The 26,942-nt window shown below is 41.3% G+C and carries 23 protein-coding genes; 15 read left to right on the top strand and 8 right to left on the bottom strand.

Going from position 1 to position 26,942, the window contains the following annotated elements; genetic code table 11:
• The first annotated feature begins 1,004 nt into the window (after window positions 1-1,004).
• The 7 genes from tig (at window position 1,005) to G6R09_RS10640 (ending at window position 10,251) form a co-directional block, all read left to right on the top strand.
• A complete protein-coding gene (gene tig, locus G6R09_RS10670) occupies window positions 1,005-2,303 on the top strand; it encodes a trigger factor (RefSeq protein ID WP_065168105.1) in 1,299 nt (432 codons plus the stop codon).
• 105 nt (window positions 2,304-2,408) lie between these two features.
• Window positions 2,409-3,032 carry an ATP-dependent Clp endopeptidase proteolytic subunit ClpP gene (clpP, locus tag G6R09_RS10665; protein ID WP_036793692.1) on the top strand — a complete coding sequence of 208 codons (624 nt, stop codon included), beginning with the start codon at window positions 2,409-2,411 and terminating at the stop codon, window positions 3,030-3,032.
• 111 nt (window positions 3,033-3,143) lie between these two features.
• Window positions 3,144-4,427 carry an ATP-dependent protease ATP-binding subunit ClpX gene (gene clpX / locus G6R09_RS10660; protein WP_060997305.1) on the top strand — a complete coding sequence of 428 codons (1,284 nt, stop codon included), beginning with the start codon at window positions 3,144-3,146 and terminating at the stop codon, window positions 4,425-4,427.
• A 209-nt stretch (window positions 4,428-4,636) separates the two neighbouring features.
• Entirely contained in the window at window positions 4,637-7,000 is a 2,364-nt protein-coding gene (lon, locus tag G6R09_RS10655) for an endopeptidase La (RefSeq protein WP_065168106.1), read from the top strand.
• Between the two features lie 224 nt (window positions 7,001-7,224).
• On the top strand, window positions 7,225-7,497 hold the full coding sequence (gene hupB / locus G6R09_RS10650; protein ID WP_060997303.1) for a nucleoid-associated protein HU-beta: 273 nt from the start codon (window positions 7,225-7,227) through the stop codon (window positions 7,495-7,497).
• Between the two features lie 429 nt (window positions 7,498-7,926).
• Window positions 7,927-9,819: a peptidylprolyl isomerase gene (ppiD, locus tag G6R09_RS10645; RefSeq protein ID WP_163922268.1), complete on the top strand. Its 1,893-nt coding sequence runs from the start codon at window positions 7,927-7,929 to the stop codon at window positions 9,817-9,819.
• Window positions 9,820-9,954: 135 nt separating this feature from the next.
• A complete protein-coding gene (locus tag G6R09_RS10640; protein WP_107204474.1) occupies window positions 9,955-10,251 on the top strand; it encodes a helix-hairpin-helix domain-containing protein in 297 nt (98 codons plus the stop codon).
• 57 nt (window positions 10,252-10,308) lie between these two features.
• Here the strand turns inward: G6R09_RS10640 and rrtA are convergent, their stop codons facing one another.
• Window positions 10,309-10,869, bottom strand: coding sequence for a rhombosortase (gene rrtA / locus G6R09_RS10635; protein ID WP_240345726.1), 561 nt, complete (start codon window positions 10,867-10,869; stop codon window positions 10,309-10,311).
• Window positions 10,870-10,879: 10 nt separating this feature from the next.
• On the opposite strand from rrtA, the gene G6R09_RS10630 reads away from it, so the two are divergent.
• Window positions 10,880-11,488, top strand: a complete 609-nt coding sequence (locus tag G6R09_RS10630; protein WP_163922262.1) for a tRNA-uridine aminocarboxypropyltransferase — start codon at window positions 10,880-10,882, stop codon at window positions 11,486-11,488.
• A 120-nt stretch (window positions 11,489-11,608) separates the two neighbouring features.
• Here G6R09_RS10630 and G6R09_RS10625 read toward each other — a convergent pair whose 3' ends face one another.
• The 3 genes from G6R09_RS10625 to G6R09_RS10615 form a co-directional block, all read right to left on the bottom strand.
• Window positions 11,609-12,976: an anti-phage deoxyguanosine triphosphatase gene (locus tag G6R09_RS10625; protein ID WP_065168109.1), complete on the bottom strand. Its 1,368-nt coding sequence runs from the start codon at window positions 12,974-12,976 to the stop codon at window positions 11,609-11,611.
• On the bottom strand, window positions 12,976-13,560 hold the full coding sequence (yfbR, locus tag G6R09_RS10620; RefSeq protein ID WP_163922259.1) for a 5'-deoxynucleotidase: 585 nt from the start codon (window positions 13,558-13,560) through the stop codon (window positions 12,976-12,978). Before yfbR ends, G6R09_RS10625 begins: the two co-directional genes overlap by 1 nt.
• 163 nt (window positions 13,561-13,723) lie before the next feature.
• Window positions 13,724-14,938: a pyridoxal phosphate-dependent aminotransferase gene (locus tag G6R09_RS10615; RefSeq protein WP_065168111.1), complete on the bottom strand. Its 1,215-nt coding sequence runs from the start codon at window positions 14,936-14,938 to the stop codon at window positions 13,724-13,726.
• 361 nt (window positions 14,939-15,299) lie between these two features.
• On the opposite strand from G6R09_RS10615, the gene G6R09_RS10610 reads away from it, so the two are divergent.
• The 5 genes from G6R09_RS10610 (at window position 15,300) to menE (ending at window position 21,672) form a co-directional block, all read left to right on the top strand.
• Complete coding sequence (locus G6R09_RS10610) at window positions 15,300-16,673, top strand: isochorismate synthase MenF (RefSeq protein WP_163922560.1); 1,374 nt, start codon at window positions 15,300-15,302, stop codon at window positions 16,671-16,673.
• Window positions 16,670-18,403 carry a 2-succinyl-5-enolpyruvyl-6-hydroxy-3-cyclohexene-1-carboxylic-acid synthase gene (gene menD / locus G6R09_RS10605; protein WP_373423715.1) on the top strand — a complete coding sequence of 578 codons (1,734 nt, stop codon included), beginning with the start codon at window positions 16,670-16,672 and terminating at the stop codon, window positions 18,401-18,403. Before G6R09_RS10610 ends, menD begins: the two co-directional genes overlap by 4 nt.
• Window positions 18,387-19,199: a 2-succinyl-6-hydroxy-2,4-cyclohexadiene-1-carboxylate synthase gene (gene menH / locus G6R09_RS10600; RefSeq protein WP_163922256.1), complete on the top strand. Its 813-nt coding sequence runs from the start codon at window positions 18,387-18,389 to the stop codon at window positions 19,197-19,199. The genes menD and menH overlap by 17 nt, the downstream gene beginning before the upstream one ends.
• An 86-nt stretch (window positions 19,200-19,285) precedes the next feature.
• Window positions 19,286-20,260, top strand: coding sequence for an o-succinylbenzoate synthase (gene menC / locus G6R09_RS10595; protein ID WP_163922253.1), 975 nt, complete (start codon window positions 19,286-19,288; stop codon window positions 20,258-20,260).
• Entirely contained in the window at window positions 20,248-21,672 is a 1,425-nt protein-coding gene (gene menE / locus G6R09_RS10590; protein WP_163922250.1) for an o-succinylbenzoate--CoA ligase, read from the top strand. Before menC ends, menE begins: the two co-directional genes overlap by 13 nt.
• 73 nt (window positions 21,673-21,745) lie before the next feature.
• Here menE and G6R09_RS10585 read toward each other — a convergent pair whose 3' ends face one another.
• The 3 genes from G6R09_RS10585 to G6R09_RS10575 all read right to left on the bottom strand — a co-directional run bounded on the left by G6R09_RS10585 (window position 21,746) and on the right by G6R09_RS10575 (window position 24,817).
• The gene (locus G6R09_RS10585; protein ID WP_163922247.1) at window positions 21,746-23,620 is read right to left on the bottom strand and encodes an MFS transporter; all 1,875 of its coding nucleotides are present in this window, start codon (window positions 23,618-23,620) and stop codon (window positions 21,746-21,748) included.
• Between the two features lie 18 nt (window positions 23,621-23,638).
• Entirely contained in the window at window positions 23,639-24,235 is a 597-nt protein-coding gene (locus tag G6R09_RS10580) for a TetR/AcrR family transcriptional regulator (protein ID WP_065168115.1), read from the bottom strand.
• A 177-nt stretch (window positions 24,236-24,412) separates the two neighbouring features.
• On the bottom strand, window positions 24,413-24,817 hold the full coding sequence (locus tag G6R09_RS10575) for an NINE protein (protein WP_065168116.1): 405 nt from the start codon (window positions 24,815-24,817) through the stop codon (window positions 24,413-24,415).
• A gap of 407 nt (window positions 24,818-25,224) precedes the next feature.
• On the opposite strand from G6R09_RS10575, the gene G6R09_RS10570 reads away from it, so the two are divergent.
• Together G6R09_RS10570 and G6R09_RS10565 are read left to right on the top strand one after the other, a co-directional pair.
• Complete coding sequence (locus G6R09_RS10570) at window positions 25,225-26,103, top strand: Tim44 domain-containing protein (RefSeq protein ID WP_163922245.1); 879 nt, start codon at window positions 25,225-25,227, stop codon at window positions 26,101-26,103.
• A 284-nt stretch (window positions 26,104-26,387) separates the two neighbouring features.
• Window positions 26,388-26,633 carry a TIGR02647 family protein gene (locus tag G6R09_RS10565; protein WP_060997287.1) on the top strand — a complete coding sequence of 82 codons (246 nt, stop codon included), beginning with the start codon at window positions 26,388-26,390 and terminating at the stop codon, window positions 26,631-26,633.
• A 33-nt stretch (window positions 26,634-26,666) separates the two neighbouring features.
• On the opposite strand, the gene G6R09_RS10560 is transcribed toward G6R09_RS10565, so the two are convergent.
• Window positions 26,667-26,915: a YkgJ family cysteine cluster protein gene (locus tag G6R09_RS10560; protein WP_065168268.1), complete on the bottom strand. Its 249-nt coding sequence runs from the start codon at window positions 26,913-26,915 to the stop codon at window positions 26,667-26,669.
• Window positions 26,916-26,942: the final 27 nt, after the last annotated feature.

The raw sequence follows: 26,942 nt of genomic DNA, 5'->3' as shown, positions 1-26,942 counted from the left end.
TACATCACTAGCGCCCTCCACCCAAACAGATAATGCTGTGGGTGATGATATAGTCCAGACTACAAACACCAAAGGTGGCAGTGAAAACTGTAGTGGTAAGCTAAGTATGTGGTCGCAGGTTCGAATCCTGCAGGGGACGCCACTTTTTAAAAGCCAGCTATTATTAGCTGGCTTTTTTTTATCTAAAATTTGATGTATTTAGCTTTTAATTGAAATTCTTTCTCTGTTGCTTAGCCTTATCTATATTTAGTTGAGTTTAAAAAATCAAACCAAATAGTGAATTATATGCAGCGTTGCCCGAGGTGTGAGATTTGTAAGCCAATATCTGAATTTTATTTACGCGCAGATAGGAAAGGTAAAACACATTCTTATTGTAAGGCTTGTATAAATTTACAAACCTTACAGCGGCAGCGACGTTTAAAAAATCAATGTATTGAGTATAAAGGCGGGAAATGTGAAAGATGCGGCATTACAGGCCATCCAGCAATTTTTGATTTTCATCATAAAGATCCTACTCAAAAAGACTTTATTCTAAGTAGAGTACGATCTTTGAAATTTTCAACAATGCATATGGATGAATTAGACAAATGTCTTTTACTCTGTGCAAATTGTCATCGAATTGAGCATGCAAAATTTTAGTATTAGGCTCGATAATAAAATATTGTTATCTGTCTTATTAGCTCGTTTTTCCAACATTTGAACCACAAAAAACCGTTAAAATGCGATTTTTTTCATTTTTCCCCTTGAAATGATATTTCTAGCCCCTATCTTGTAATGCAGTCAGAGAGATCGTTCGCGTTAATAAGGTATCTACCTCGACGTCACCTAAAGGTGTCGTTATAATAGCGCGCTCTGAGAAGTAGGCTATCTACTCTCAGAATCTTTAAGAAAGAATTTAGGCGTTATGGTTTTCGAGCTGTAACACGAAAGGATGCCACCGTCAGTAAATGGCTGTTCGGCAACATCACTCAGAAACACTGAGTTAAGTTTTGAGGTTAAATATAATGCAAGTTACTGTTGAAACCACTGAAGGTCTAGAACGCCACCTAACTATTACAGTTCCTGCTGCAAACATCGAAGATGCTGTTGCTGCTGAACTACGTAAAATTGCTAAAACTCGTCGTTTTGACGGTTTCCGCCCAGGTAAAGCACCAATGAAGATGGTTGCTAAAATGTTTGGCGCTTCTGTACGTCAAGACATCCTAGGTGAAGTAATGCACCGCCACTTTATCGAAGCTATCGTTAAAGAGCAGATCAACCCAGCTGGCGCACCAACTTTCACTCCAGTAGAAATTGCTGAAGGTAAAGATTTAGTGTTTAAAGCTTCTTTTGAAGTTTTCCCAGAAATCGAACTAGCTGGTTTAGACAAAGTTGTTGTTGAGAAGCCAGTTGTAACTGTAACTGATGCTGACGTTGACGGCATGCTAGATACACTACGTAAGCAACAAGCTACTTGGACTGACGTTGAAGCAGCAGCTGACGCAGATAGCCGTGTAACTATCGATTTCGTTGGTACTATCGATGGCGAAGAATTCGACGGCGGTAAAGCTGAAGGTTTCGCACTTGCTATGGGCCAAGGTCGTATGATCCCTGGTTTCGAAGAAGGTGTTGTTGGTCATAAAGCAGGCGACGAGTTTACTGTAGAAGTAACTTTCCCTGAAGAATACCACGCAGAAAACCTAAAAGGTAAGTCTGCAGCATTTGCTATCACTCTTCATAAAGTAGAAGCACAACAACTACCTGAGCTAACTGAAGAATTCGTTGCTAAGTTTGGTGTTGAAGACGGTTCTGTTGAAGGTCTTAAGACTGAAGTTCGTAAGAACATGGAGCGTGAGCTTAAGCAAGCTGTTAAAGGTCGCATTAAAGATCAAGTTCTTAACGGTCTTGTTGAGCAAAACGACATCACAGTACCTACAGCGCTTATCGATCAAGAAATCGAAGCACTACGTAAGCAAGCTGCACAACGTTTTGGCGGCGATGCTAAGAACATGCCTGAACTACCACGTGAATTGTTCGAAGAACAAGCTAAGCGTCGTGTAGTTGTTGGCCTACTAGTTGGTGAAGTAATTAAAGCAGAAGAGCTAAAAGCAGACGAAGAGCGCGTAACTGCAATCATCGCTGAAATGGCATCTGCATACGAAGATCCAACAGAAGTAGTTAAATACTACGCAAGCAACGAGCAGCTAATGAATAATATGCGCAACGTTGCTCTAGAAGAGCAAGCAATTGATGCACTTCTAGCTAAAGCTCAGGTTTCAGATAAAGAAGTTAGCTTCAACGATCTAATGAATCCTGCTGCTTAATTTACTGAAATTGCTGTAGAGATTTGACATTGTCTCAAGTCTTCTGCTAACAATGGTCCGTGTGAATACTTTCATTCGGGCCATTTATTTTAGGGAAATAAGATTATGAGCTACCAAGCACAAAACGGCATGTCACCGATTATGGATGCGCTGGTACCGATGGTGGTCGAGCAGACTTCTCGTGGTGAGCGTTCTTACGATATTTATTCCCGTCTCCTAAAAGAGCGTGTGATTTTCCTAACCGGTCAGGTTGAAGATCATATGGCTAACTTAGTTGTAGCCCAGCTGCTATTTTTGGAGTCAGAGAACCCAGACAAAGATATCTTCCTTTACATTAACTCTCCAGGCGGCTCAGTAACTGCTGGTATGTCAATTTATGACACCATGCAATTTATTAAACCAAATGTAAGTACAGTATGTATGGGTCAAGCATGTTCTATGGGTGCTTTCCTATTGGCTGGCGGTGCTAAGGGTAAACGTTACTGTCTACCTAACTCACGCGTTATGATCCACCAACCACTTGGTGGTTTCCAAGGCCAAGCATCGGATATTCAAATCCATGCACAAGAAATCCTAACGATTAAACAACGTTTAAATGGACTATTGGCAGAACATACTGGTCAACCATTAGAAATTGTTGAGCGTGATACTGACCGTGATAACTTTATGTCTGCAGATCAGGCAGTAGAGTACGGCCTTGTTGATGCTGTATTGAGTAAGCGTGACTAAGCCAGTTTTATTTTGCAATTCGCGATGCGGGTTTAGTAAAGCAAAATAAGTCGACTTGTTATACACTCAAGACAAGACAATGATGGGATACCCCAATAAAGAGGTTAGCGAATGACAGACAAACGAAAAGAGGGAAGTAGTAGCAAACTACTTTATTGCTCTTTCTGTGGCAAAAGTCAGCATGAAGTTCGCAAGCTAATTGCTGGTCCTTCTGTTTATATTTGTGATGAGTGCGTTGATTTATGCAACGACATTATTCGCGAAGAAATCAAAGAAGTGATGACGAAAAGCGATAGCGACGAGCTGCCGACACCACAACAAATTCGTAACAACTTAGATGATTATGTCATCGGCCAATCACATGCTAAAAAAGTGTTGGCTGTTGCTGTATACAATCACTATAAGCGTCTACGTAATGGCGACAAGAATAGTGATGGCGTTGAATTAGGTAAGAGTAACATCCTACTTATTGGTCCTACTGGTAGTGGTAAAACATTATTAGCAGAGACATTAGCGCGTATGCTTGATGTACCGTTTACAATGGCTGATGCAACAACATTAACTGAAGCTGGTTATGTTGGTGAAGACGTTGAAAACATCATTCAAAAGCTGCTACAAAAATGTGATTACGACGTAGCTAAAGCTGAGCGTGGCATTGTTTACATCGATGAAATCGATAAGATCTCTCGTAAGTCAGATAATCCATCAATCACACGTGATGTATCTGGTGAAGGCGTTCAGCAAGCATTGTTGAAGCTAATCGAAGGTACAGTTGCTTCTGTTCCGCCGCAAGGTGGTCGTAAGCATCCTCAACAAGAATTCTTACAAGTTGATACTTCTAAGATCTTATTTATCTGTGGTGGTGCGTTTGCAGGCCTAGATAAAGTGGTTGAGCAACGTGTAGCAACAGGTACTGGCATCGGCTTTGCTGCTGATGTACGTTCAAAAGATCAAACAGACACATTAAGTGATTTGTTTAAGAAAGTTGAACCAGAAGATTTGGTGAAATACGGCTTAATCCCTGAATTCATCGGTCGTCTACCTGTTACAGCAACGCTTGGCGAATTAGACCAAGATGCGTTAGTTCAAATTCTACGTGAGCCTAAGAATGCCCTTACTAAACAGTATGCCGCATTACTAGCGCTTGAAAACGTTGAACTTGAATTCCGCGATGATGCCCTAATTGCGATTGCTAAAAAAGCAATGGATCGCAAAACAGGTGCTCGTGGCCTACGTTCTATCGTTGAAGCAGTGTTACTTGATACCATGTATGAGCTTCCGTCTCTAGAAGGTATCAGTAAAGTTGTTATTGATGAGTCTGTAATTAACGGTGAATCAGAACCATTACTGATTTTCGAAAATACAGAAACACAAGAAGCAGCAAGTGCTGAGTAATTGCTGAGTAAGTGCTTAATATCTGCACATAAAAGCTTAAAAAAGGGAGGCTTTTGCCTCCTTTTTTATTTTCTGACATTTCATACATTGAAACTTGATGCTTTACCCCCATATACTCAATATAAGCTAACTCTAATCGTATTAAGTAACTAAGCTGTATCCAGTTACGTTATTTAATACGATTAGTATGGACAGGAAGAGAGAAGAATATGAACCTGGAGCGTTCTGAGCGCCTTGAGATCCCGGTTCTACCTCTACGAGATGTAGTGGTATACCCTCATATGGTTATTCCATTGTTTGTGGGCCGGGAAAAATCAATTCGTTGCCTTGAGTCGGCAATGGAAAACAATAAACAGATTCTGCTAGTTGCTCAAAAAGAAGCAGCCACAGATGAACCGTCGATCACTGATCTTTATGATGTTGGTACTGTTGCCACCATTCTTCAACTATTAAAACTGCCAGATGGTACGGTAAAAGTGTTGGTTGAAGGCCAGCAACGTGCCAAAGTTGAAGATCTTGCTGACGACGAGTTTTTTACAGCCAATGCTGAGTTTTTGGTTACGCCAGCAATGGATGAGCGTGAGCAAGAAGTTTTAGTTCGAACGGCGATCAGCCAGTTTGAAGGCTTTATCAAGCTCAACAAAAAGATCCCACCTGAAGTATTAACATCCCTTAATGGCATTGATGATGCAGCGCGTCTGGCTGATACTATCGCAGCGCATATGCCTCTGAAATTAGCGGATAAGCAAAAAGTACTTGAAATTGTTGATATCACAGAGCGTTTAGAGTTCTTGATGGCAATGATGGAGTCTGAGATTGATTTGCTGCAAGTTGAAAAACGCATCCGCGGACGCGTTAAAAAGCAGATGGAAAAATCTCAGCGCGAGTATTATCTAAACGAACAAATGAAAGCTATCCAGAAAGAATTGGGTGAGCTTGACGATGCACCAGATGAATTTGAAGCGTTAAAGCTTAAGATTGAAGCATCAAAGATGCCAGCTGAAGCACGTGAAAAAACTGAGCAAGAGCTGCAAAAGCTAAAGATGATGTCACCAATGTCTGCTGAAGCGACTGTTGTACGTGGTTACATCGATTGGATGTTAAGCGTGCCTTGGCATAAGCGTTCTAAAGTGAAGAAGAATCTTGCTAAAGCTGAAGAAATTCTTAACGCCGATCACTACGGTTTAGAGCGGGTTAAAGAACGTATTCTTGAATATCTCGCAGTGCAAAGCCGTGTTAACAAGCTTAAAGGTCCAATTCTTTGTCTTGTCGGTCCTCCTGGTGTAGGTAAAACCTCGCTAGGTCAATCTATTGCTGCTGCAACCGGACGTAAGTACGTGCGTATGGCATTAGGTGGTGTACGTGATGAAGCGGAAATCCGTGGTCACCGTCGTACATATATTGGTTCTATGCCGGGTAAGTTAATTCAGAAAATGGCAAAAGTGGAAGTGAAAAATCCACTATTCCTATTAGATGAAATTGACAAAATGTCTTCTGATATGCGCGGCGATCCTGCATCTGCATTACTAGAAGTATTAGATCCTGAGCAAAACAGTTCGTTTAACGATCATTACCTTGAAGTTGATTATGACTTATCTGATGTAATGTTTGTTGCTACCTCGAACTCAATGAACATTCCAGGACCATTGCTTGATCGTATGGAAGTGATCCGTCTTTCTGGTTACACCGAAGACGAAAAGCTAAACATTGCTAAAAATCACTTACTTGAGAAGCAAATTCAGCGTAATGGATTAAAGCCTAGTGAGCTGACAATTGAAGATTCAGCACTTATTGGCATTATTCGTTACTACACCCGTGAAGCTGGTGTACGTAGTCTTGAGCGTGAAATTTCAAAGCTATGTCGTAAAGCAGTGAAAGAAATTTTATTGAACAAAGACATTAAACACGTTTCGATTAACCAAGATAATCTAAAAGATTACTTAGGTGTGCAGCGTTGTGATTACGGTAAAGCTGATGAAAGTAACCGTGTTGGTCAAGTAACTGGTCTTGCATGGACAGAAGTCGGTGGTGATTTATTAACTATCGAAACTGAATCGATGCCAGGCAAAGGTAAACTAACTTACACCGGCTCTTTGGGCGATGTGATGCAAGAGTCTATTCAGGCAGCAATGACAGTGGTACGTAGTCGCGCTGAGCGTTTAGGTATTGCGAGCGATTTTTACGAAAAACGCGATATTCATGTTCACGTGCCTGAAGGTGCAACACCAAAAGATGGTCCAAGTGCTGGTATCGCAATGTGTACTGCGCTTGTTTCTAGCTTAACGGGTAACCCAGTACGTGCTGATGTTGCCATGACAGGTGAAATCACATTACGTGGTGAAGTATTACCGATTGGTGGCTTAAAAGAGAAGCTATTAGCGGCTCACCGTGGTGGGATTAAAACCGTATTAATTCCAAAAGAAAATGAACGTGATCTAGAAGAAATTCCAGAAAATGTTATTGCTGATTTGGAAGTACGTCCGGTACGTTGGATTGATGAAGTGCTAACGATAGCATTGCAGAATAATCCAGCAGGCATTGAGTTAGTCAATGCACGAAATAGTGACCTATAGCAAAATTAGTTAAAGAAAAAACGCTTTCAGGGTTAAAAACCTTGTCAGCGTTTTTTTGTGTGGCTATAAGGTACATCTAATCCGCGTTATGCGAACTAATTTTAAGTTTTGATAGCTATTTATAGTCGGCTCTCAAACTACGAATATTTTTCTATTTGATTACGATTACGCGACTATCTGATAAACAGCGCGTAGTGATCAAGGTTCATTAAGAGGATCTAATTGTGAACAAAACTCAACTAGTTGATAAAATCGCAGAAAGTGCTGATATTTCTAAAGCATCTGCAGGCCGTGCTCTTGATGCATTGATTGAAACAGTGACAGAAACTCTAAAACAAGGCGATTCGGTTGCATTAGTTGGTTTTGGTACTTTCTCTGTGCGTGAACGTGCAGCACGTACTGGCCGTAACCCACAAACAGGTGCAGAAATTCAAATTGCAGCTGCAAAAGTACCTGGTTTCAAACCAGGTAAAGCGCTTAAAGATTCTGTAAACTAAAAACAATGGGTGCAAGCCCGTGTTTTGTCATGTTTTCATGGCTTAAAAATTGCTACCGGAAAGAGTATACTTATTCGGTACGATAAAGGCGCATCGGTTGATGCGCTTTTTTTACTTATAAAAAGCCTAATCAATAGCCCTTAATGCCACATACTGAGTAAGGTATGCATTTGAGGGTTGTTTAATTGCGTTTATGTAACAATTATCAGTGCTGCGTGTGGCTTATCGGTCACAGGTTATCTATATTGATAAGACTAGCTTAATTAAGATTTAGCTTATTTATATATAGCTGTAGCTATTCAGTTGTTGTTATATAACATGTAGTAAATAGTATGGTGCGGTCATCATGGTGATGCCGTTAGCATTGTGCATAAATTTGATAGTAGTTCGAAACCGAGCCAGATCGAACAGTAGGAGAGACGGCAGATTATGATGGAGCGATTGCGCGAAGGCGCTAACAGCATCTGGGTTAAGATTATTCTAAGCCTAATTATTTTATCTTTTGTATTTGCTGGCGTCGGCAGTTATCTGGCGAGTGGTAATGAGCAAGTTGCAGCAAAGATTAACGGTAAAGAGATTAGCCAACGTCAGTTTGAGCAAGTTTACCAAAATGAACGTAACCGTATGCAACAGCGTATGGGCGATTACTTTTCAACTTTGATGAGCGATCCTGCTTATGTGAAGCAATTCCGTCAAAGTGTATTAGATCGTATGGTCAATGATGAACTGATTCAACAGCGCGCAGATAAACTAGGTCTTAGTGTCAGTGATGCACAAGTTAAGCAAGAAATTCTAGCGATGCCTGCGTTTGCTGTTGATGGTGTATTTAATAACGAACAATACAACATGGCATTACGTCGTGCAGGCTTTACACCTGATCAGTTTGCAGAAACGATCCGTAAAGATATGCTACGTCAGCAGTTCTTATCAGCATTACAAGGCAGTGATTTTGTATTGAGTGATGAAGCTGATGAATTGCGTAAACTTGAGTCACAACAACGTGTTGTTCGTACACTAACGCTAAATCTTGCAGACTTTACTAAGAAAGTAAAAGTGACAGAGCAAGAAGCCCAAGACTTTTACGATCAAAATCCGAACTTGTTCACTCGACCTGCACAAATCAAAGTATCTTACATTGAACTATCAGGTAAAGGCTTAACTAAAGATATCAATATCTCAGAGCAAGCTGCTGAAACGTACTACAAAGATAACCAAACTAAGTTCAGTTCTGCAGAAGAGCGTGAAGTTAGCCATATTTTAGTGACAGGTGATGGTGCTGCGGCAAAAGCCAAAGCAGAAGCGTTACTGGCGAAGCTGCAAAATGGTGCTAATTTTGCTGAAGTTGCTAAGCAATCATCTGACGATACATTCAGTGCTAAAGATGGCGGTAAATTAGAGTGGTTCACTAAAGGTACAATGGATCCTGCGTTTGAAAAAGAAGCATTTGCTCTTGCTAAACCTGGTGATATGTCTGGCCTTGTGAAGTCTTCATTTGGTTACCACATCATTTTACTTGATGGTATTAAACCTGGAAAAGTGAAGCCATTTGCTGATGTAAAAGCACAAATTGTTGCTGAATTACAACAACAGCAATCAGCTGACGAGTTCTATAAGCTGAAAAGTAAGCTAGCAGAAGTTGCGTTTGAATCACCAGATTCATTAGATGCTGCTGCTGAAGCTGTGAAGGCAAAAATTGTTCACACTGATTACATCACGCCAGCTGAAGAAAAAGGTGTGTTAGCCAATAAACAAGTTCAAGAGACACTACAAAGCCCTGAAGTGCATGATGATGGTATGAACTCAGATGTGATTGAGTTAGGTCCTGAGCATGTGATTGTGGTACGTGTTGATGATGCTCGTGCTCAAGCTGTGTTGCCATTTAAAGATGTTGCAGCAAAAGTGAATGCGATGGTTGCAAGCCAAAAAGGTGAGCAACAAGCACAAGCTAAAGCAGATGAAATCATTGCTGATTTACAAAAAGGCAAAAACGATATTGTTGCTAAAGATGGCTTAAGCTTCTCTGGCGAACAAACGATTAATCGTTCTGGTCCAAATGCAAACATTTCAAATGTTGCATTTAGTCTACCTAAACCAACCGCTGGTAAAGCAACTTATGGTATGGCACGTGATAACAACGGTAATGTTGAAATCATTGCGCTGGATAAAGTTGTCAATATGAAGTTGGCTGGTGATAAAGTAAATAGTCAATTTGAACAGCAAATTGAGCAAATGTTTGCTCAAGAAGATCTTGCTGCAACACTAAAAACGTTGCGTGAATCAGCAAAGATTAGCTATCCAATGCAAGACTCATCGAAAGATTAATTGAAACTGTAATGTAAATAGACGAGCTGTCTGTGCAGCTCGTCTTTTTTTTGCCTTTAAATCCTGTTGCTCACTACCTATTGTAGTGTTTTGTTGCATATCCTTTCTGTTCTTTCAATATAAAAAGGAATGAAGATGACTACAAAATATCAGTTGTTTAAAGCGATGGTTGTTGCTGGCACATTAGTATTAGCACCGCTAAGTTATGCTAATCCAGATCAACATAAAGGGCTGGATATTATTGTTAATATTAATGATGCCAATGCAGAACAGCTTGATAAATTACTAGTAGGGATAGGGCCGGATAAAGCTGAAAATATCATTCAATATCGAATTAAGTATGGCAAATTTGCCGCTGCTGATGATCTTGCAAAAGTGAAGGGTATTGGTATGTCAACGGTTAATAAAAACCGTAATCGGATTAAGTTGTAGCTTATCAGTAAAGCGATATTAATGATGACGACAGATGTGAAGCTGTCGTCACTTTTATCATTTTTGTATCGATATGACGCTATTTTTGGGGATAAAAAGCGCTATAACAACGCCTGATATAGCACCGATTAAGTGGGCTTGAGTTGCCACTTGTACACCAATCAATTCTGCAGAGCTAGCTGAGCCACCAAAGCATTGTTCCCAGGTGATTTTAATAATTAAACCTAACAGTAATAACCATCCACCTTTGGTTTTGGTTTGAATATCTCGTACTGCGCCCCAAGCAAATAACCCGTGTAATACACCAGAAAACCCGGCATACCAGCTAATCTGAGTTGCAAATAGCCCTAGCCCGATAATAGAGCTCAGCGCGAGAATTAAGAGGTTATAACGCCGAGCAGTAAAATGGGATCGAAAAATAAAGCTAATAATAGCAAATGCACCTGCATTCATAGCAAGGTGAATCCAATTGGTATGGGTAATATTTCCTGTTAGGATCCGCCATATCTCGCCATCAAGTATAGCTTGGCGATCCCATACTAGCAGTGGCTGTAGTGGTGGGATTTGAGCAATAATTCCTATAATTAATGCGATAATAATGTAATTGCGAATAGACAAGGCAACCTCAATGAGTCGGTATTGTGAATACTGTGGTAAGGCAAAAAAAGCCTGTATTTGCCACTGGATCGAAAACATCACAGCAACAACAGAAATTTGGATTTTACAGCATCCATCAGAAATTAAACGTGCAATAGGTACTGCAAGAATCTTATCACTTTCTCTACCAAATAGCCGACTTTGGGTGGGAGAAGATTTTTCTGAACATGATGAGCTTAACAGCTTACTCGCAGAGCCTGAACGTGATGTGTATGTCGTTTATCCTGGTGAGGGATCTGTGCCGATATCCAGTGTGGCAGCGACAGTAAGTAAGCAACGAATACAAACGGTTATATTATTAGATGGTACGTGGAAAAAAGCCTATAAAATGTGGCAGCTAGCGACTAACTTACACCATTTACCGTTAGTGAATTTAGACAATGCTGATAGTGGCAATTATCGCATTCGTAAGTCGCCTAAAGATCAGGGAGTATCAACTGTAGAAGCGGGATATCTAGCCTTGTCTGCGTTTGAAGTTGATACTGATAAGTTTACGCCTTTGCTAACCACCTTTAATCACATGATAGATTTTCAGATTAAGCAAATGCCTCAAGGGGTGTTTGAGAAGAATTATTTGTGAGTAAATAGGGAAGAGTAGGGACGAGTTACGAGGAATAGCAGGGGCGAGTGACGAGAAAAAGCAGAAGCAAGTAACGAGAATTTTGGACATTCTCGACCCTCGACCCTCGACCCTCGACCTCTATACCCCGTGCCCTTCGTTACCTATTTCCAGCGTAATCGATGGTTGAAATAGGGTATTGTATAGTCGCTGCGAAAAGCCATCGGTCATGCTGGAAATATAATCAGCAATGATCCGCATCTCATTGTCACCTTTGTCGACTGCACGCTGCCAATGTTTACGCGTCGCTTCTGGTAATAACCGCTCAGGATCCGATGCAAAGGCATCAAACAACTCCATGATTAATTGTTGGCCTTTATATTCTAATAACTGAAATTCAGGCTTTTTAACCACATAATCACTGACAAATTGTTTGAGGATATTAAGAGTATTTTCCATTGCGGGTGATAGATAAGCATTCCACTTTAATAATGGCTCTTCAAAACTATTGATACCATCTTGCAGTGTCGGTGCAATTTCAATCGAGGTTAGTAGCGCATTAACCAGCGCACCAATGGCATCTTTACGTTGGTGGTGACTAGCAAACATATGGTCACTGATCTCACCAATTCGCTGTTCTAACCACGGGTCACCACACTCAGCAATTTTCGATGCTACCGCTTCTTGCCATTGTTCACGGTTAACAATCCCCATTACAATCGCATCTTCCAGATCATGGACACCGTAAGCAATATCATCTGCCAGTTCCATGATTGAACAATCAAGTGATTTAAACTGGGTTTTATGATGCTGTTGCGGTTGATGGTTGTGAGTGCGCATTTGCTGAAACAGCTGGCGGTCATGGTGTGAGAGTGGCGCTAATACCCAATCAAAAACCGTTTGATCATCATCATAAATACCTTTTGCAGGGTACCATTGTTTGGCTTTTAGATGACGAAAGTTATTCACGTCATTAGGTCGCTCTGAGGCGGTAGTTTGACTCAGTAAGGCGGGGTATTTGAGCAGACCTAGCAAAGTACGTCGTGAAAGGTTCATGCCGTAATGTTCAGTGTAAGGTTCTAGCAGGGTGACGATACGAAACGTTTGCGCATTACCTTCAAAACCACCGTGATTACGCATCATATAATTGAGAGCGACTTCTCCACCGTGTCCAAATGGTGGATGACCAATATCGTGCGCTAAGCAGATACTTTCCATTAAGCTGGTTGAAGAGAGTAACGAATGAAATTGGGGCTGTTTTAATTTTAATTGTGCCACAATCCCTGTGCCTATTTGTGAGGCCTCAAGCGAGTGAGTTAACCGAGTACGATAAAAATCATGGTTACCAGCGCCATGGACTTGGGTTTTTGCTTGCAAGCGACGAAAAGCGGCTGAGTGCAGAATACGGGCGCGATCACGCTGATAAGCTGAACGGTGATCATTGCGGCGCATTTTTTGCTCATCGCTGTGCCGTTGTTGCCAACAAGGATCAATAATAAAAGCAGTCATTAGCTGATCTCATCTAAGGTTAAATTAAAACTATCAGCAAAAGTGGCTAAGAAATAATCCATTTCTGGTGTTCTACGTGCCGCTAAGGTTTCTTCGAGACGTTTTTTTGCTTTAGTAAATTCATGATTGCCTGCACTTAATTCCTCTAAGCATTTTAGATAAGCGCATAAGGTATCAGCCTGTTTGACGATCGCGGCATGTTCAGGATCAAGCTTGTGGCTATCAAGTAGCGGCGCATAATCATCATGAAACTCTTCAGGTAACATCGACAGTAACTTTTGCTCGGCAGCAAGCTCGATCTTTTTATATTCCTCAGCAATGGTGGGGTTGAAGTATTTTATTGGGGTTGGCATATCGCCGGTAATAACTTCACTGACATCATGAAACATGCCTAATAACGCGATCCGTTCAGGATTAACATTACCGTCAAACTTACGGTTTTTGATTAATGCTAGTGCATGGGCGACAAACGCCACTTGTAAGCTGTGCTCTGAGATGTTTTCAGCCTCAACGCAGCGCATTAATGGCCAACGTTGAATTAACCGCATCCGTGCTAGGTGAGCAAAAAAATGGCTTTTTTCCATGGGAGTGTTCCCTCATAGCGAAATACTGATAGGTTGAGTATATCAAGTGTATGGGTATGATCGGCAATTAGTTGGTTGTCATGCTGCCGCTGATAAATAAAAGCCTCGAAGATTCGAGGCTGATGATAAGTGACTGTTAGTCTATTGTTGTTCGCGAATGTCGTTATTGACGATAGCTATGCAGGAAGCGCTCAAGGCGAGTCATTGCTTGTTCTAAGTCATCAACGCGCGGTAACGTCACGATACGGAAGTGATCTGGCTGTTTCCAGTTAAAGCCTGTTCCATGAACCACGAGCACTTTTTCTTGGAGTAAGAAGTCCATCGCAAAACGCTGATCATCAACAATGTTGAATTTTTTCTGATCTAATTTCGGGAATAAATATAATGCCCCTTTGGGTTTTACACATGAAATTCCCGGTATTTGCGTCAATAAATCATAGGCTTTATCGCGTTGTTCAAGTAAACGCCCGCCAGGTAAAATTAATTCGTTGATACTTTGATAACCGCCCAGTGCGGTTTGAATCGCGTGCTGCATCGGCACATTGGCACACAGTCGCATTGAAGATAGCATCTCTAGGCCTTCAATATAGCCTTTGGCTTTATGCTTTGCGCCTGATAGCACCATCCAACCAGCGCGGAAACCACATACGCGATATGATTTAGATAGGCCATTGAAAGTAATGCAAAAAACATCGGGTGCTAATGGTGCAATCGAGGTATGTTTAGCGCCGTCATAAAGAATTTTATCGTAGATTTCATCGGCAAAAATGATCAGGTTATGTTGACGAGCGATTTCAACGACTTCAAGTAAAAATTCACGACTGTAAACCGCACCGGTAGGGTTATTAGGGTTGATCAGCACGATGCCACGCGTATGCGGGCCAATCTTTTTCTTGATATCGTCGAGATCAGGGTACCAATCTGATTGTTCATCACAGGTATAATGCACAGCCGTACCGCCAGAAAGTGATACTGCAGCAGTCCACAATGGATAGTCAGGTGATGGCACTAAGATTTCGTCTTTATGATTAAGCAATGCTTGCATCGCCATCACGATTAATTCTGATACACCGTTACCAATAAATACATCTTCAACATCAATGTCTAACAAGCCACATTTTTGGTAATGCTGGACCACGGCTTTACGTGCCGAGTAAATACCTTTTGAATCACAGTAACCTTGCGATGTTGGCAAGTTACGAATTACATCAACCAGAATTTCATCAGGGGCATCAAACCCAAACGGGGCTGGGTTGCCAATATTAAGTTTAAGTATTTTTTGGCCTTCTTCTTCCATGCGCTTGGCATGCTTTAGAACGGGACCACGTATGTCATAACAAACATTATTGAGCTTGGATGACATCCCGAAATTTTGCATATAATACTTTCCTGATGATAATTTTTGGTATCCCCACAAATTACACTATAAAACTGGTTTAAAGGAACACCTTTCAGCACAAAATTTGGAAAAATAGTGTTTTGTGTTATATCGAACCCATCGTGGTTGTGATATTAACTATAATTACAGTTAAGGTTCAGCTATTTGTGCTGAAATATCGCCAAAAGGAATGATGTTACTTCATTAGTCAGATGCTATTGAGTGAGGTAGAATATACCCATCATTCTTCTTTGCTGATAATCAATGATTTGCCCTCAATAGGTAAGCGTTGAAATAATGACTATTCTTAGCAAAGAATCGAGTATGTCCATGATTGGCATATTTTATCTTTCAGCCAGGGATGAGCCGTATTGGTGATATTGAGCTGAGCGAGGTTATCTTGACTGCGTTACAACAAGCCGTTGAATTATTGGTTGCTAAAATTAAGCAAGCATCAGTAACAACACAACGATTACGAGTAAAACTAGAACTACCTGCAAACACTGATTTAATTGATTGGATGGATGCACAACCGTTATTTCCTAAATTTTATTGGCAGTCTCGTGATTGCCGCGAAGAAGTGGTGGCGTTAGGGCAGATCAAAACGTTTACTGATCCATTAACAGCAGAAAAGGTCATTAGTAATGATCAGCGTGTATGGGGTGGACGTTCTTTTGATGGTCATACCGATCGTAATCGTCGTTGCCTATCATCTTTTTTCTTTTTGCCATTGCTTGAAATTATTCGTTTTGATGGTGAGTGGCATCTTGCTGCAAACATGAGTGACGATAAGCCACGGATGTTAGCGATGTTGAACAAAATCGCTACCCACCCTGAGGTGGTCGCTGATATTAACAGTCGAATTTTAAGTCGTAGCTATAGTCCTGATTTTGCGGGTTGGTCAACCATGATTGATCAAGCACTGACGGGCATTGCGAATGATGAATTTGAAAAAGTGGTATTAGCTCGACGAACAACATTGCAGCTTGATCATCCAGTATTGCCAGCCCAATTGCTAAAAGCAAGTCGCGCTAGTAACAGTAACAGCTTTCATTTTTTGATGGCTTTAGATGCTGAGCATTGCTTTATTGGTTCAACCCCAGAACGACTATTTCAACGTCATGATAGGGCGTTACAAACTGAAGCGCTAGCCGGTACGATTGGTCGCGGCGCTGATGCGCAAGAGGATCAACAATTAGCGCAATGGCTATTGGCTGATACCAAAAACCGTTATGAAAATCGTTTAGTGGTGGATGACATTGTTGGACGTTTAGTGCCGCAATGTGAATCAATGAATGTTGCCCCTGTACCTGAATTGGTACAATTGCGAAAAGTGCAGCATTTAAAACGTAGCATTGATGGTCAACTCAACGATACTGTCTTTAGTGCTAATTTGCTTGATAGCTTACAGCCAACCGCAGCGATTGCGGGTTTACCCCGCGATGCAGCCTTAAATTTCATCTCTGAGCATGAACCATTTGCACGGGGTTGGTATAGTGGCGCGGTCGGTTATATTGGCCAAAAGCACAGTGAATTTTGTGTTGCGATCCGCAGTGCAATGATCAGTGGTGATGATTTGTATTTATTTGCTGGTGCTGGCATTGTGCCGGGATCAGTGGCTGACAGTGAATGGAAAGAGCTTGATCGTAAAACATCAACCTTATGCAGTTTGTTTGAACAGCCAGATGCTGGTGATGATAATATTATGGATAATATGGAATATAAAAGCGCATGATGCAGCCTTCATTAACAACGAGTCAGTCATACCGTGCGGCATTAAATGGTTGCTGGGCAAGTTTAATGTTGGAGGAGTTAGTTAGGCTTGGAGTACAAGATGTTTGTATTGCTCCTGGATCCCGTTCGACACCATTAACTTTGGCAGCAGCAAAATTACCGCAACTGACTATTCATACTCATTTTGATGAGCGTGGTTTAGGTTTTTTAGCTTTAGGGTTAGCCAAAGCATCTCGCGCTCCGGTTGCAGTGATTGTGACTTCTGGCACAGCGGTAGCCAATTTATTACCTGCCGTTGCAGAAACAGGTTTAACCGGTGAAAAACTGGTGTTATTAACCTCTGATCGTCCCGCTGAGTTGATCCAATGTGGTGCTAACCAAGCGATTCGTCAGCATGGCATTTTCTCCAATCATGTCAGCCACTTTTTAGATATTCCAAGCCCAAGTTTGGATATTGAGCCCAATTGGTTATTGTGTGCGATTGATGATGTGATGCAGCAACAGCAACTGCGTGGTGGTTCGGTCCACTTTAACTGTCATTACCCAGAGCCTTTATATGGCGATGATGTCGATTTTAGTGAGTATTTAAAACCCGTTGCGCAGTGGCAACAAGATCAACAGCCATATTGTGATCATCAAGCGTTACTTGCCTCGACAACCGCCACGATTGATCACGCCCTGTGGCAATCATTGTGCGCTCAAAAAGGGGTGATTGTTGCTGGTCGAATGGCCGCCAATGAGCTTAATGTGGTACGACAATTAGCTAAAGTCTTGGGCTGGCCACTGCTGGTAGATCCACAAGCGGGTGGCAGTAGTGCTTATGCTGGTTTTGATGGTTGGTTGCAAAACACAGCCTGTCAGGATCATCTTCAGCAAGCACAAGTGTTATTACAATTTGGCGGTCGATTAGTTTCAAAGCGTTTATTGCAGCTTATTGGTCAGCATTCGTGGCAGTCTTTTTTGCTCATCGATCCGTTAGCGGGTCGATTAGATCCCAATCATCGTCGTAGTCAACGTATTCAAGCCAATATTGAAGCATGGGCGCAAGCTGCGATTGCTATCACCACTGAATCATCACATTCACACTGGGCGTTAGCGTTAACAACAGCATCTGAGCACTATTTTGATATTGTTGCTGCCCACAGTACGCCGTTTTCTGAGTTGGGTTTAGCTGCTCATGTCATGCAGTGGATAGCCCCGCAAACTGAACTGTTTTTGGGCAACAGCATGATTGTGCGCTTATTGGATATGTGCGCTCAATTACCGTTAACCGCAACATTTGCTAACCGCGGTGCATCAGGTATTGATGGCTTAATTGCCACTACCGCAGGGGTACAACGCGCGCGTAAAGCCCCGTTAGTGTGTTTGATTGGTGATACCTCGTTACTCTATGATCTCAATTCATTGGCATTATTAAAGCAACAGCAATACCCGCTTGTTATTATTGTAACCAATAATGATGGTGGTGGTATTTTTGATATGCTGCCAGTGCCTGCTCAACAGAAAGATGATTTTTATCGCATGCCACATGGGTTTGAGTTTAGCCATGCGGCGGCGATGTTTGGCTTAAATTATTGTGCACCAACCACATTAGCGGCCGCTGAAACAGTGATCCGTGAAGGCCAACAGTATGCAGGTACAACCTTAGTTGAAATTAAAACCCCTGCAGGTGAAGCTGGAGAGATGCTAAAGGTGTTATTTGATGAGGTTAAGCATGCTACTTTATTCTGAAACCTTTGGCGTTAAAACGCAGGCTTCTCAGCCGACATTGGTTTTTCTGCATGGCCTCTTAGGTAATGGGCGTGATTGGCGTTATGTCATTAGCCAGCTTGCGACAACCTACCAATGTATTACCATTGATTTACCAGGCCACGGTCTAAGTGCATTTGTTAATGCTGACATGACGACAGAGGCGATTGATGGTGGTTTCGAAGCTATTCATCAAGCATTGACGGCAACATTGGTTCAACGCGGCGTTGAAGATTACGTGCTGATTGGCTATTCAATGGGCGCTCGATTGGCCATGTATCATGCGTGTGCATTAGCCTCTCATTCAACATCATCGACAGACTCTCCACGATTAATCAAACTGTTACTTGAAGGTGGACATTTCGGCCTCGCGGTTGCTGATCGTGAACCCCGTTACGTGCATGATCAACGTTGGGCGGCACGATTTGCTCAGCAGCCATTAGTTGATGTATTACACGATTGGTATCAACAACCGGTTTTTGCTTCACTGACCCTCGAACAGCGACAAGCACTGGTTGCTAAACGAAGTGATAATTTAGGCTCTGGTATTGCGCAAATGATGTTAGCAACTTCACTGGCTAAACAACCGCAGTTATTACCTAAATTACAACAGCTTGCTGTTCCTATTCACTACCTTTGTGGCGAACATGATACTAAGTTTTGTCAATTAGCATCAACGTCTGGCTTGAAGGTTACGGTGATAGAAAATGCAGGTCATAATATTCATATTGAACAACCTACTGCTTTTACAGCGGCGTTATTAAACTTTATTGATTAATAATCCTGCAATGTAACTGATAGCGACTCTGTTTTTGGCTAGAGTGTTTGGTTAATACGTCTCTGGCATCATATAAAGGAAATGTAATGCGTAGTGCGAAGTTATTTCAATACCAACTTCCAATGGATTCAGGGGTTATCTTGCGTGATCAACGTTTGATTACGCGTGAAGGTTGGGTGATTGAATTATGCCAAGATCAACAACGGGCTTATGGTGAAATTGCGCCATTACCGGAATTTAGTCTTGAGACAGCAGTTGAAGCTGGTGAGCAAGCACAACAACTACTCTCACAATGGGTTGCCGGTGAAGAGCTTGATCTTGATGCGGCTTTTCCATCGGTTGCGTTTGGTATCAGTTGCGCAATTGCAGAGTTAGCAGCAGAGCTTCCCGAGACTGGAAATTATTTGGCTGCGCCATTATGCTCCGGTGATCCTGATGATTTAGTGGTGCGCTTAAATCAGATGCCAGGTGATAAAGTTGCAAAGATAAAAGTCGGTATGTACGAAGCTGTACGCGATGGTATTGTGGCAAATATGTTGCTTGAAGCGATTCCAGATATGCAATTACGCCTTGATGCTAATCGTCAATGGACACCACTAAAAGCGCAACAATTTGCCAAATATGTGAAACCGGAACACCGTAGCGGGATTGCATTTTTAGAAGAGCCTTGTCGTTTACCGAGTGACAGTTTAGCGTTTGCACAACAAACCGGTATCAACATTGCTTGGGATGAAACCGTCCGTGATGCAGGATTTGAAGTAAAAGCAGAGCCTGGTGTTGCCGCAATTATCATTAAACCAACCTTAATTGGTTCACTTGCACGTTGTATTGCACTGATTGAGCAAGCACATGCAGCAGGACTTACTGCAGTAATTAGTTCAAGCATTGAATCAAGTTTAGGCTTAAATCAGCTGGCGCGGTTAGCGCAATGGCAAACACCAAATGTGATCCCTGGGTTAGATACGATGCAATTATTCCAAGTGCAATTAATACAGTCATGGCCAGGTTGTGAATTACCGGTGATCCCTTTATCTGAATTAGACATGGTATGGCACAAATAAAACCAGTATTTCAAATGTGGCCTTGGCAATATTGGGCCGAGCACCGACCAGCAGAGGTTGCGATAGCATTAGGTGATGCTAACGCTGGCGCTGTGACGTGGAATTGGATTGAAGTTACCGCCAATATTGAAAAGTATGCCCAACGACTCGTTGCTCAAGGGGTAAAACGCGATCAATTGGTTGCTGTTGTTGCACCCAATAGTATTGATGTTTTATGGCTGCTGCTAGCCATTATTCGCGTTGGAGCGCGATATGTAGGGCTTAATCCTAAATTGCCACTCAATGCATTAACTGAACAGTTAACTGCCCTCAAGAATGATTACATTTGGTGTGACAATAGTGAGCTCACCGCAGAGCTTACGGGTAAAACCCTTTCGTTAATACCAGAAATAACCTCTGAGCGTTTGATCCCTGTGATGTGGCAAGAGCATCGTCCAGTGAGTTTAACCTTAACGTCGGGCTCGACAGGTTTGCCTAAAGCGGTGGTACATAATGCGCAATCACACCTAGCCAGTGCACGTGGACTATTAAAGCAAATGACATTTACCGCTGATGACAGTTGGTTATTGTCACTACCTTTGTTCCATATTTCTGGGTTAGCCATTGTGTGGCGGTGGTTATACCGTGGTGCAAGCATTGTTGTGGTTGCGCCAGAGTTACACCAGCAAGCGCTACAATGGGTAAGTCACGCCTCGTTGGTGCCGACACAATTGCAGCGCTTTTTGGACTCTGACTACGCACAGCAGCACCAGTTGCAACAAGTACTATTAGGTGGTGCTACCATTCCCGTGAGTTTAACCACTGCGGCTGAGCAAGTCGGTATTGAATGTTGGAGTGGCTATGGCATGACAGAAATGGCATCAACCATTACCGCCAAACGTGCCAATAGCAGTGCTGGTGTCGGTACGGTGTTACCGCATCGAGAATTGATTTTACGAGACGGTGAAATTTGCGTACGCGGTAACGTGCTATGTTTAGGTTATTACCGCAATAACACAATTTTTTCGTTATTAGGTTGTGATGATGACGATGATTGGTTTGCCACCAAAGATCTCGGGGAGTGGCATGATGACGAGTTATTTATTCGTGGGCGGGTTGATAATATGTTTATTTCTGGTGGCGAGAATGTGCAGCCAGAAGATATTGAACAGGTATTATTACAACACCCTACGGTGAATCAAGTGATTGTGTTACCGATGACCGAACAGGATTTTGGTGCTCGACCGGTGGCAATACTGACGACATCAGAACCATTAGATAACTATTTAATGGATCTGTTAGCAAGTTATATGTCACAGCATGTAGCACCATATAAGCGCCCGATTCGCTACATTGCTTTACCTGAAAAGTTTACTCAAAATGTAAAAATTTCACGAACAGATTTAGCGCAGTGGTTAGCCACTCAAGAGTAGATTAATCACAAAAGTTAACTTAAAGGCGAAGCATCATAGCTTCGCCTTTTTTATTGTAATTACATACCAAACACTAGCGTCTATCACCACGTAATGCGATAACTTGTTGGCGTAATAATTGGCTATCGGTTGCTTGTGATGGTACACATTCGCCAGCAACGATAGTGACTTTTGACCAACAACGCTTCGGCCATTTTAGTAGCGCATGTCCGCCTTCACGACTAAAGTAACTGCCCCATAAACCTTGTAAAGCAACAGGTATCACTTGTACTGTAGAGCGTTTAATAATTAAATCAATACCGCGCATAAAAGGGGCAATTTCACCATCTGGTGTTAAGTGACCTTCGGGGAATACACATACAATATCGCCATTTTCTAAATAGGTGGCAACTTGAGCAAAAGCCGTACGTACTGATTTACGATCATTGGCATCAACCGGTATAGCTTTGCAGGCACGACAGAAAGTATTGACTATAGGCAGGTTATAAATGTCTTTATCCATCAAAAAACGAATCGGGCGAGGACATGCACCTGCTAATAATAGCGCATCCATATAACTGACATGGTTACAGACTAATAATGTGCCACCTTGTTGTGGTAGGTTATTAAGATTATGGTGACGGACGCGATACATGGTATGAGTAACAACCCACACTACAAAACGCCAGAAAAAATCTGGAGCTTGAAAATAGATATACAGCAATACAAGACTATTTAACCCTGCCAGTAATAAGAAAAACTGTGGAATAGAAAGTTGTAGTAAAGATAAGCACACAATCGCAGCTATCGCACTGATAACCATAAATACCGCATTCCAAATATTATTAGCTGCAATTATTTGAGCGCGCTGATCTTCTTTGGCACGTTGCTGCATTAAAGTATATAACGGCACAATAAAAATACCGCCCGCAACACCAAGTAATAATAACGAGATAAAAATTGGCCATAATGATGGCTGACTAATAAAGGCAATAATGCCATCAGTGGCAGGGATCACGCTAGGTGTCATTGCGTATAGGCCAAATCCAAACAAACTGATCCCAAAACAGCCAATAGGTACAATCCCCGGGTCAACTCGGTGCTGTGAGAGGCGATCACATAACATTGATCCTACGGCAATACCAATTGAAAACAAGGTTAATAAAAAAGATACTGACGATGCTTGGCCACCTAAATTGGTGCGTGCAAAGTTAGGAAATTGGGTCAGGTAGCATGCGCCTAAAAACCAAAACCAGCTAATGCCAATAATACATTGGAAAATGATTTTATCTTGTTGAGCGATTTTCATGGTATGACGCGTTTGTTGCCATGGACGCCACTGAAACTTGATATGTTGTTGGCTCGGTGGCGCAGCAGGGATCGCAAGTGAGGCAAGATAACCTAAAATAGCAAAAATAATGACACTAATTGCAGCAATATAGCGGCCATTATCACTGTTAGCGATAACGCCTGCGATAATAGTACCTAATAAAATGGCAAGGAATGTACCAGTTTCAACCAGCGCATTACCTGACACTAACTCACTTTTTTTGAGGTGTTGTGGTAAAAGAGCATATTTTGCAGGGCCAAAGAAAGCCGATTGTGTTCCCATTAAAAACAATAAGAACAGTAAAGTTAGGTAACTTTGGTAAATAAACGCCACGGCCGCGCAGCACATGATAATGACTTCCGCCAATTTAACGATGCGCATGATTTTGGCTTTATCATAAATGTCAGCAAGAATACCTGCTGAGGCTGAAAACAGAAAAAAGGGCAGAATAAATAATCCCGCCGCTAAATTGATCAATAAATCAGCGCTAAGTGGTAGCGTGTGTGCCGAGGCATAGGCAATGAAAATAAGTAGAATATTTTTATAAACATTATCGTTAAATGCCCCTAAGGCCTGAGTAAGAAAGTAAGGTAAAAACCGGCGTTTAGTTAGCAGGTTTGATTGTGGCTTAGGGGACATTACATGATTCTCGTTAAATTATTTGTGCCATGAGTTTAAATAAGTATCTAATAAATTATTGATCAGCGCTTTACCATCAACAGGGCTTGAGGTGAACAATTTATCATCAACAGTTAATAGCGTAATACCATGTACACCCGCCCAAATAACACGGCTTGCTTCAAGTACTTGCTTATCACTCATGTCACTATTAATTTGACCGATCAGTGCTTCTAGCATGCCTGTCATATTATCAATACGATCAGTTTGCCATTCAGGAAGATCTTCACCGTTCATTGTATGTTGGAAAATTAACTGCCAACGATAAGGATGCGCTGTGGCAAAATCAAGGTAGCAAAAAGCAAGATTACGTAGGGCTTGCTGTGAAGATGTTGCATCACGAACACACAATTCAGCTTGCTGAAATAATTCGTCAAGTGTTTGAGCAACGGCATGAAGGAGTAATAAATTATAATTACCGAACACATTAACTAATGTACTTGGTACATAGCCAATCATTGCCGCGACTTTACGTAAACTAAGTTCATGATGTGGATGCTCATCAAGAAAATTTTTCACTTGCTCTAAGGTCATGTTTACCAATTCTTCGCGGGTGTGGTCATTTCTTCTTGCCATGGAATTATACTCTTTAAATATGTTTGCAATTGTTATAATTAGCTTAGCTATAAGCGGCTTTTTTAATTATTTATTATTATTATCGTCCATGAATCGTTATGCATAATATAAGTAAGTTTGGCATAACGAAGATATTGTGGCATTGATATCTGCCACAATATAAATTTCAATTAAATATTAAGCATTTCGTTTTTTGGTGTTCTCTAATGAGACTTGATCATTGAGTGTCCAGAAGTCAATTAGGATACCGATGAGAAAGAAACCAAAGGTACATAAGTAAAGGATACCTGTGATCCATTTCCCCATATACATACGATGAACACCAAATACACCAAGGAAGGTGAGTAATAACCATGCAATATTGTAATCGATTTCACCGCCAGCAAAGCGCAAATCAGACTCTCGATTCATTGACGGGATCAAAAATAGGTCGATTAACCAGCCAATACCTAGTAATCCTAATGTTAAAAACCAAATTGTACCGGTTACAGGCTTACCGTAATAAAAGCGGTGTGCGCCGGTAAAACCAAAAATCCACAAAAGATAACCCACAAACTTACTGTGTGTATTATTGTCTTGCATAGATGTCTCCATTGCGAAAATGATAATAATCAAAGAAAACGCGGTCTTTTAACGAATATTTTGCACTTTCACTGACGTTATAAAAAACAGTATATAATAATAAACGTTTGCTGCGGATAATATATGGAAGGATATTGTAATTTTCACCTTTTAGATTGTATTAGTTGAATTTATTGCACATAAGTATGCATATTAAATGTATTTATGTTTAATTATATAGCGATTCACAACCGTTAATGTCTATATTGCTAGTTTTGTATGTATGATTATTCGGATTTTTAAGAGGCCATATTTGACAATAGCAACAATGTTAAACGTTAGTAACAATTTTGATGGGTGATTAAATTGACATTCTGTAGCGAATAGCTACGATGCTTAGAGTTAATGACGAAGGTATATCTATTATCATGAAACGCTTTTTTACCGTATTTGCTCTTATTGTGGCAGTGTCATTTACTGCACCACATGCAGAAGCAAAAAAATTCGGTGGTGGTAAGTCATTTGGTAAAAGCTTTAAAACCGCCCCGGTTCGTAAGCAGCAACCACAACAGACTGATACTATCCGTAAACAAAATCCAACTGCTGCTTCATCAGCGAAAAAAGGCCTAATGGGTGGTTTGTTAGGTGGCCTTCTTGCTGGTGGTTTGTTAGCTGCTTTCTTTGGTGGTGCATTTGATGGTATCCAATTTATGGATATTCTGATCATTGGTATCATTGCCTTTGTATTGTTTAAGCTATTTAAAGCAATGCGTGCAAATAAAGGTACACCAATGGGACACCGTGAGTCGTATGCGGGTAATTCCCCTCGTCAGTCTCAACAGCAGCAACAGCGTCAGCAACAACAGTTCCGTCAAGGTGCAGCACAACAACCACAATCATCTGGTTTTGAATCAACAGATAGTGAAGTGCCGTTTAACTTGCCGCCAAACTTTAATATGAATGCATTTTTAAATGGTTCTCGTGATCATTACCGTGTTATTCAAGGTGCGTGGAACCACAACGAATTAGAAAAAATTCGTGAATATGTGTCACCAGCACTGATGGCTGATTTAACGGCAGAACGTGCAAAATTATCTGGTGAGCAGCATACAGAAGTAATGTATGTTGATGCTGAACTTGTACGTGCAGATCATGACGCTAATATGGCGCAACTAAGTATTAAGTTTAGTGGCCGTTATAAAGATAGCGCTGAAGGCGTAGAAGAAGATATTAACGATGTATGGCACTTAGAGCGTGATTTACGCAAACCTAATGCACCATGGTTAATTGTTGGTATTCAAGCATAATTGCGATTAATCGCTGTCAAAAAAGCCGCTAATAGTAAAAGTTTTCATAGTATATGAGCTCTTTTCTAAGCGGCTTTTTTATATATCTCAATATGTTAGATTGTTTTTTGTACAGTTATGAAATTGAATGACTTATAGATATTCAATTTTTTGACCCAAGTCTCATATTGATAGAGAAAGATCTTCAGATATTGATCTCTGCACCTAGTTTTCTTACCAACAAACGCTAATATTAATAATAGATTATTTATCCCACTGGGATTTTCCATATTATAGAGGTGACTATGCCGTACACTCCCGATATCGTTGATGAAATGAATCTACTGGTAAAATTCCCTATGCATAGCAATATGGAAGGCATTAAGGTTCATAGCGATGCAAGTCCTGCTGTTATCTCTGCAGCACAACGTTTGTATGCGAAAGGATTAGTGACTGAAGAGGATGGAGGATATCTGACATATTCTGGCCATCAGGTTGTCGAAAATGCAAAAACGGCATTGCGTATTCTTACTGGCGTAACCAAAGAATAGCATTCCGCATCAATCAATGAACCGCAATAATGATTACGTTATTTGCTCAAGTTCAGTAATAATTGTTAAGGCTTGTTCGTTGGTATTACCACAAATATCAGAGCAAGCTTTAAAATTATGGCATACGGCTGGGCGTTCAGGTTTACCAAATAATTTGCACAGATTATTTTCATTAAGCTGAATACAACGAACACCTGCGGGTTTACCTTTTAGCATACCTGGAATCGATGACGATATACTTGGTGCAATACAACACGCGCCACACCCTAGACGACATTCCATCATATTTCTCTCTTTCTGCTTTGCAAA

Source organism: Photobacterium sp. Alg240-V54, assembly GCF_900537155.1.
GTDB lineage: Bacteria > Pseudomonadota > Gammaproteobacteria > Enterobacterales > Vibrionaceae > Photobacterium.
Note: the sequence above shows the minus strand (reverse complement) of the source record. Positions and strands in the feature narration are given on the sequence as shown.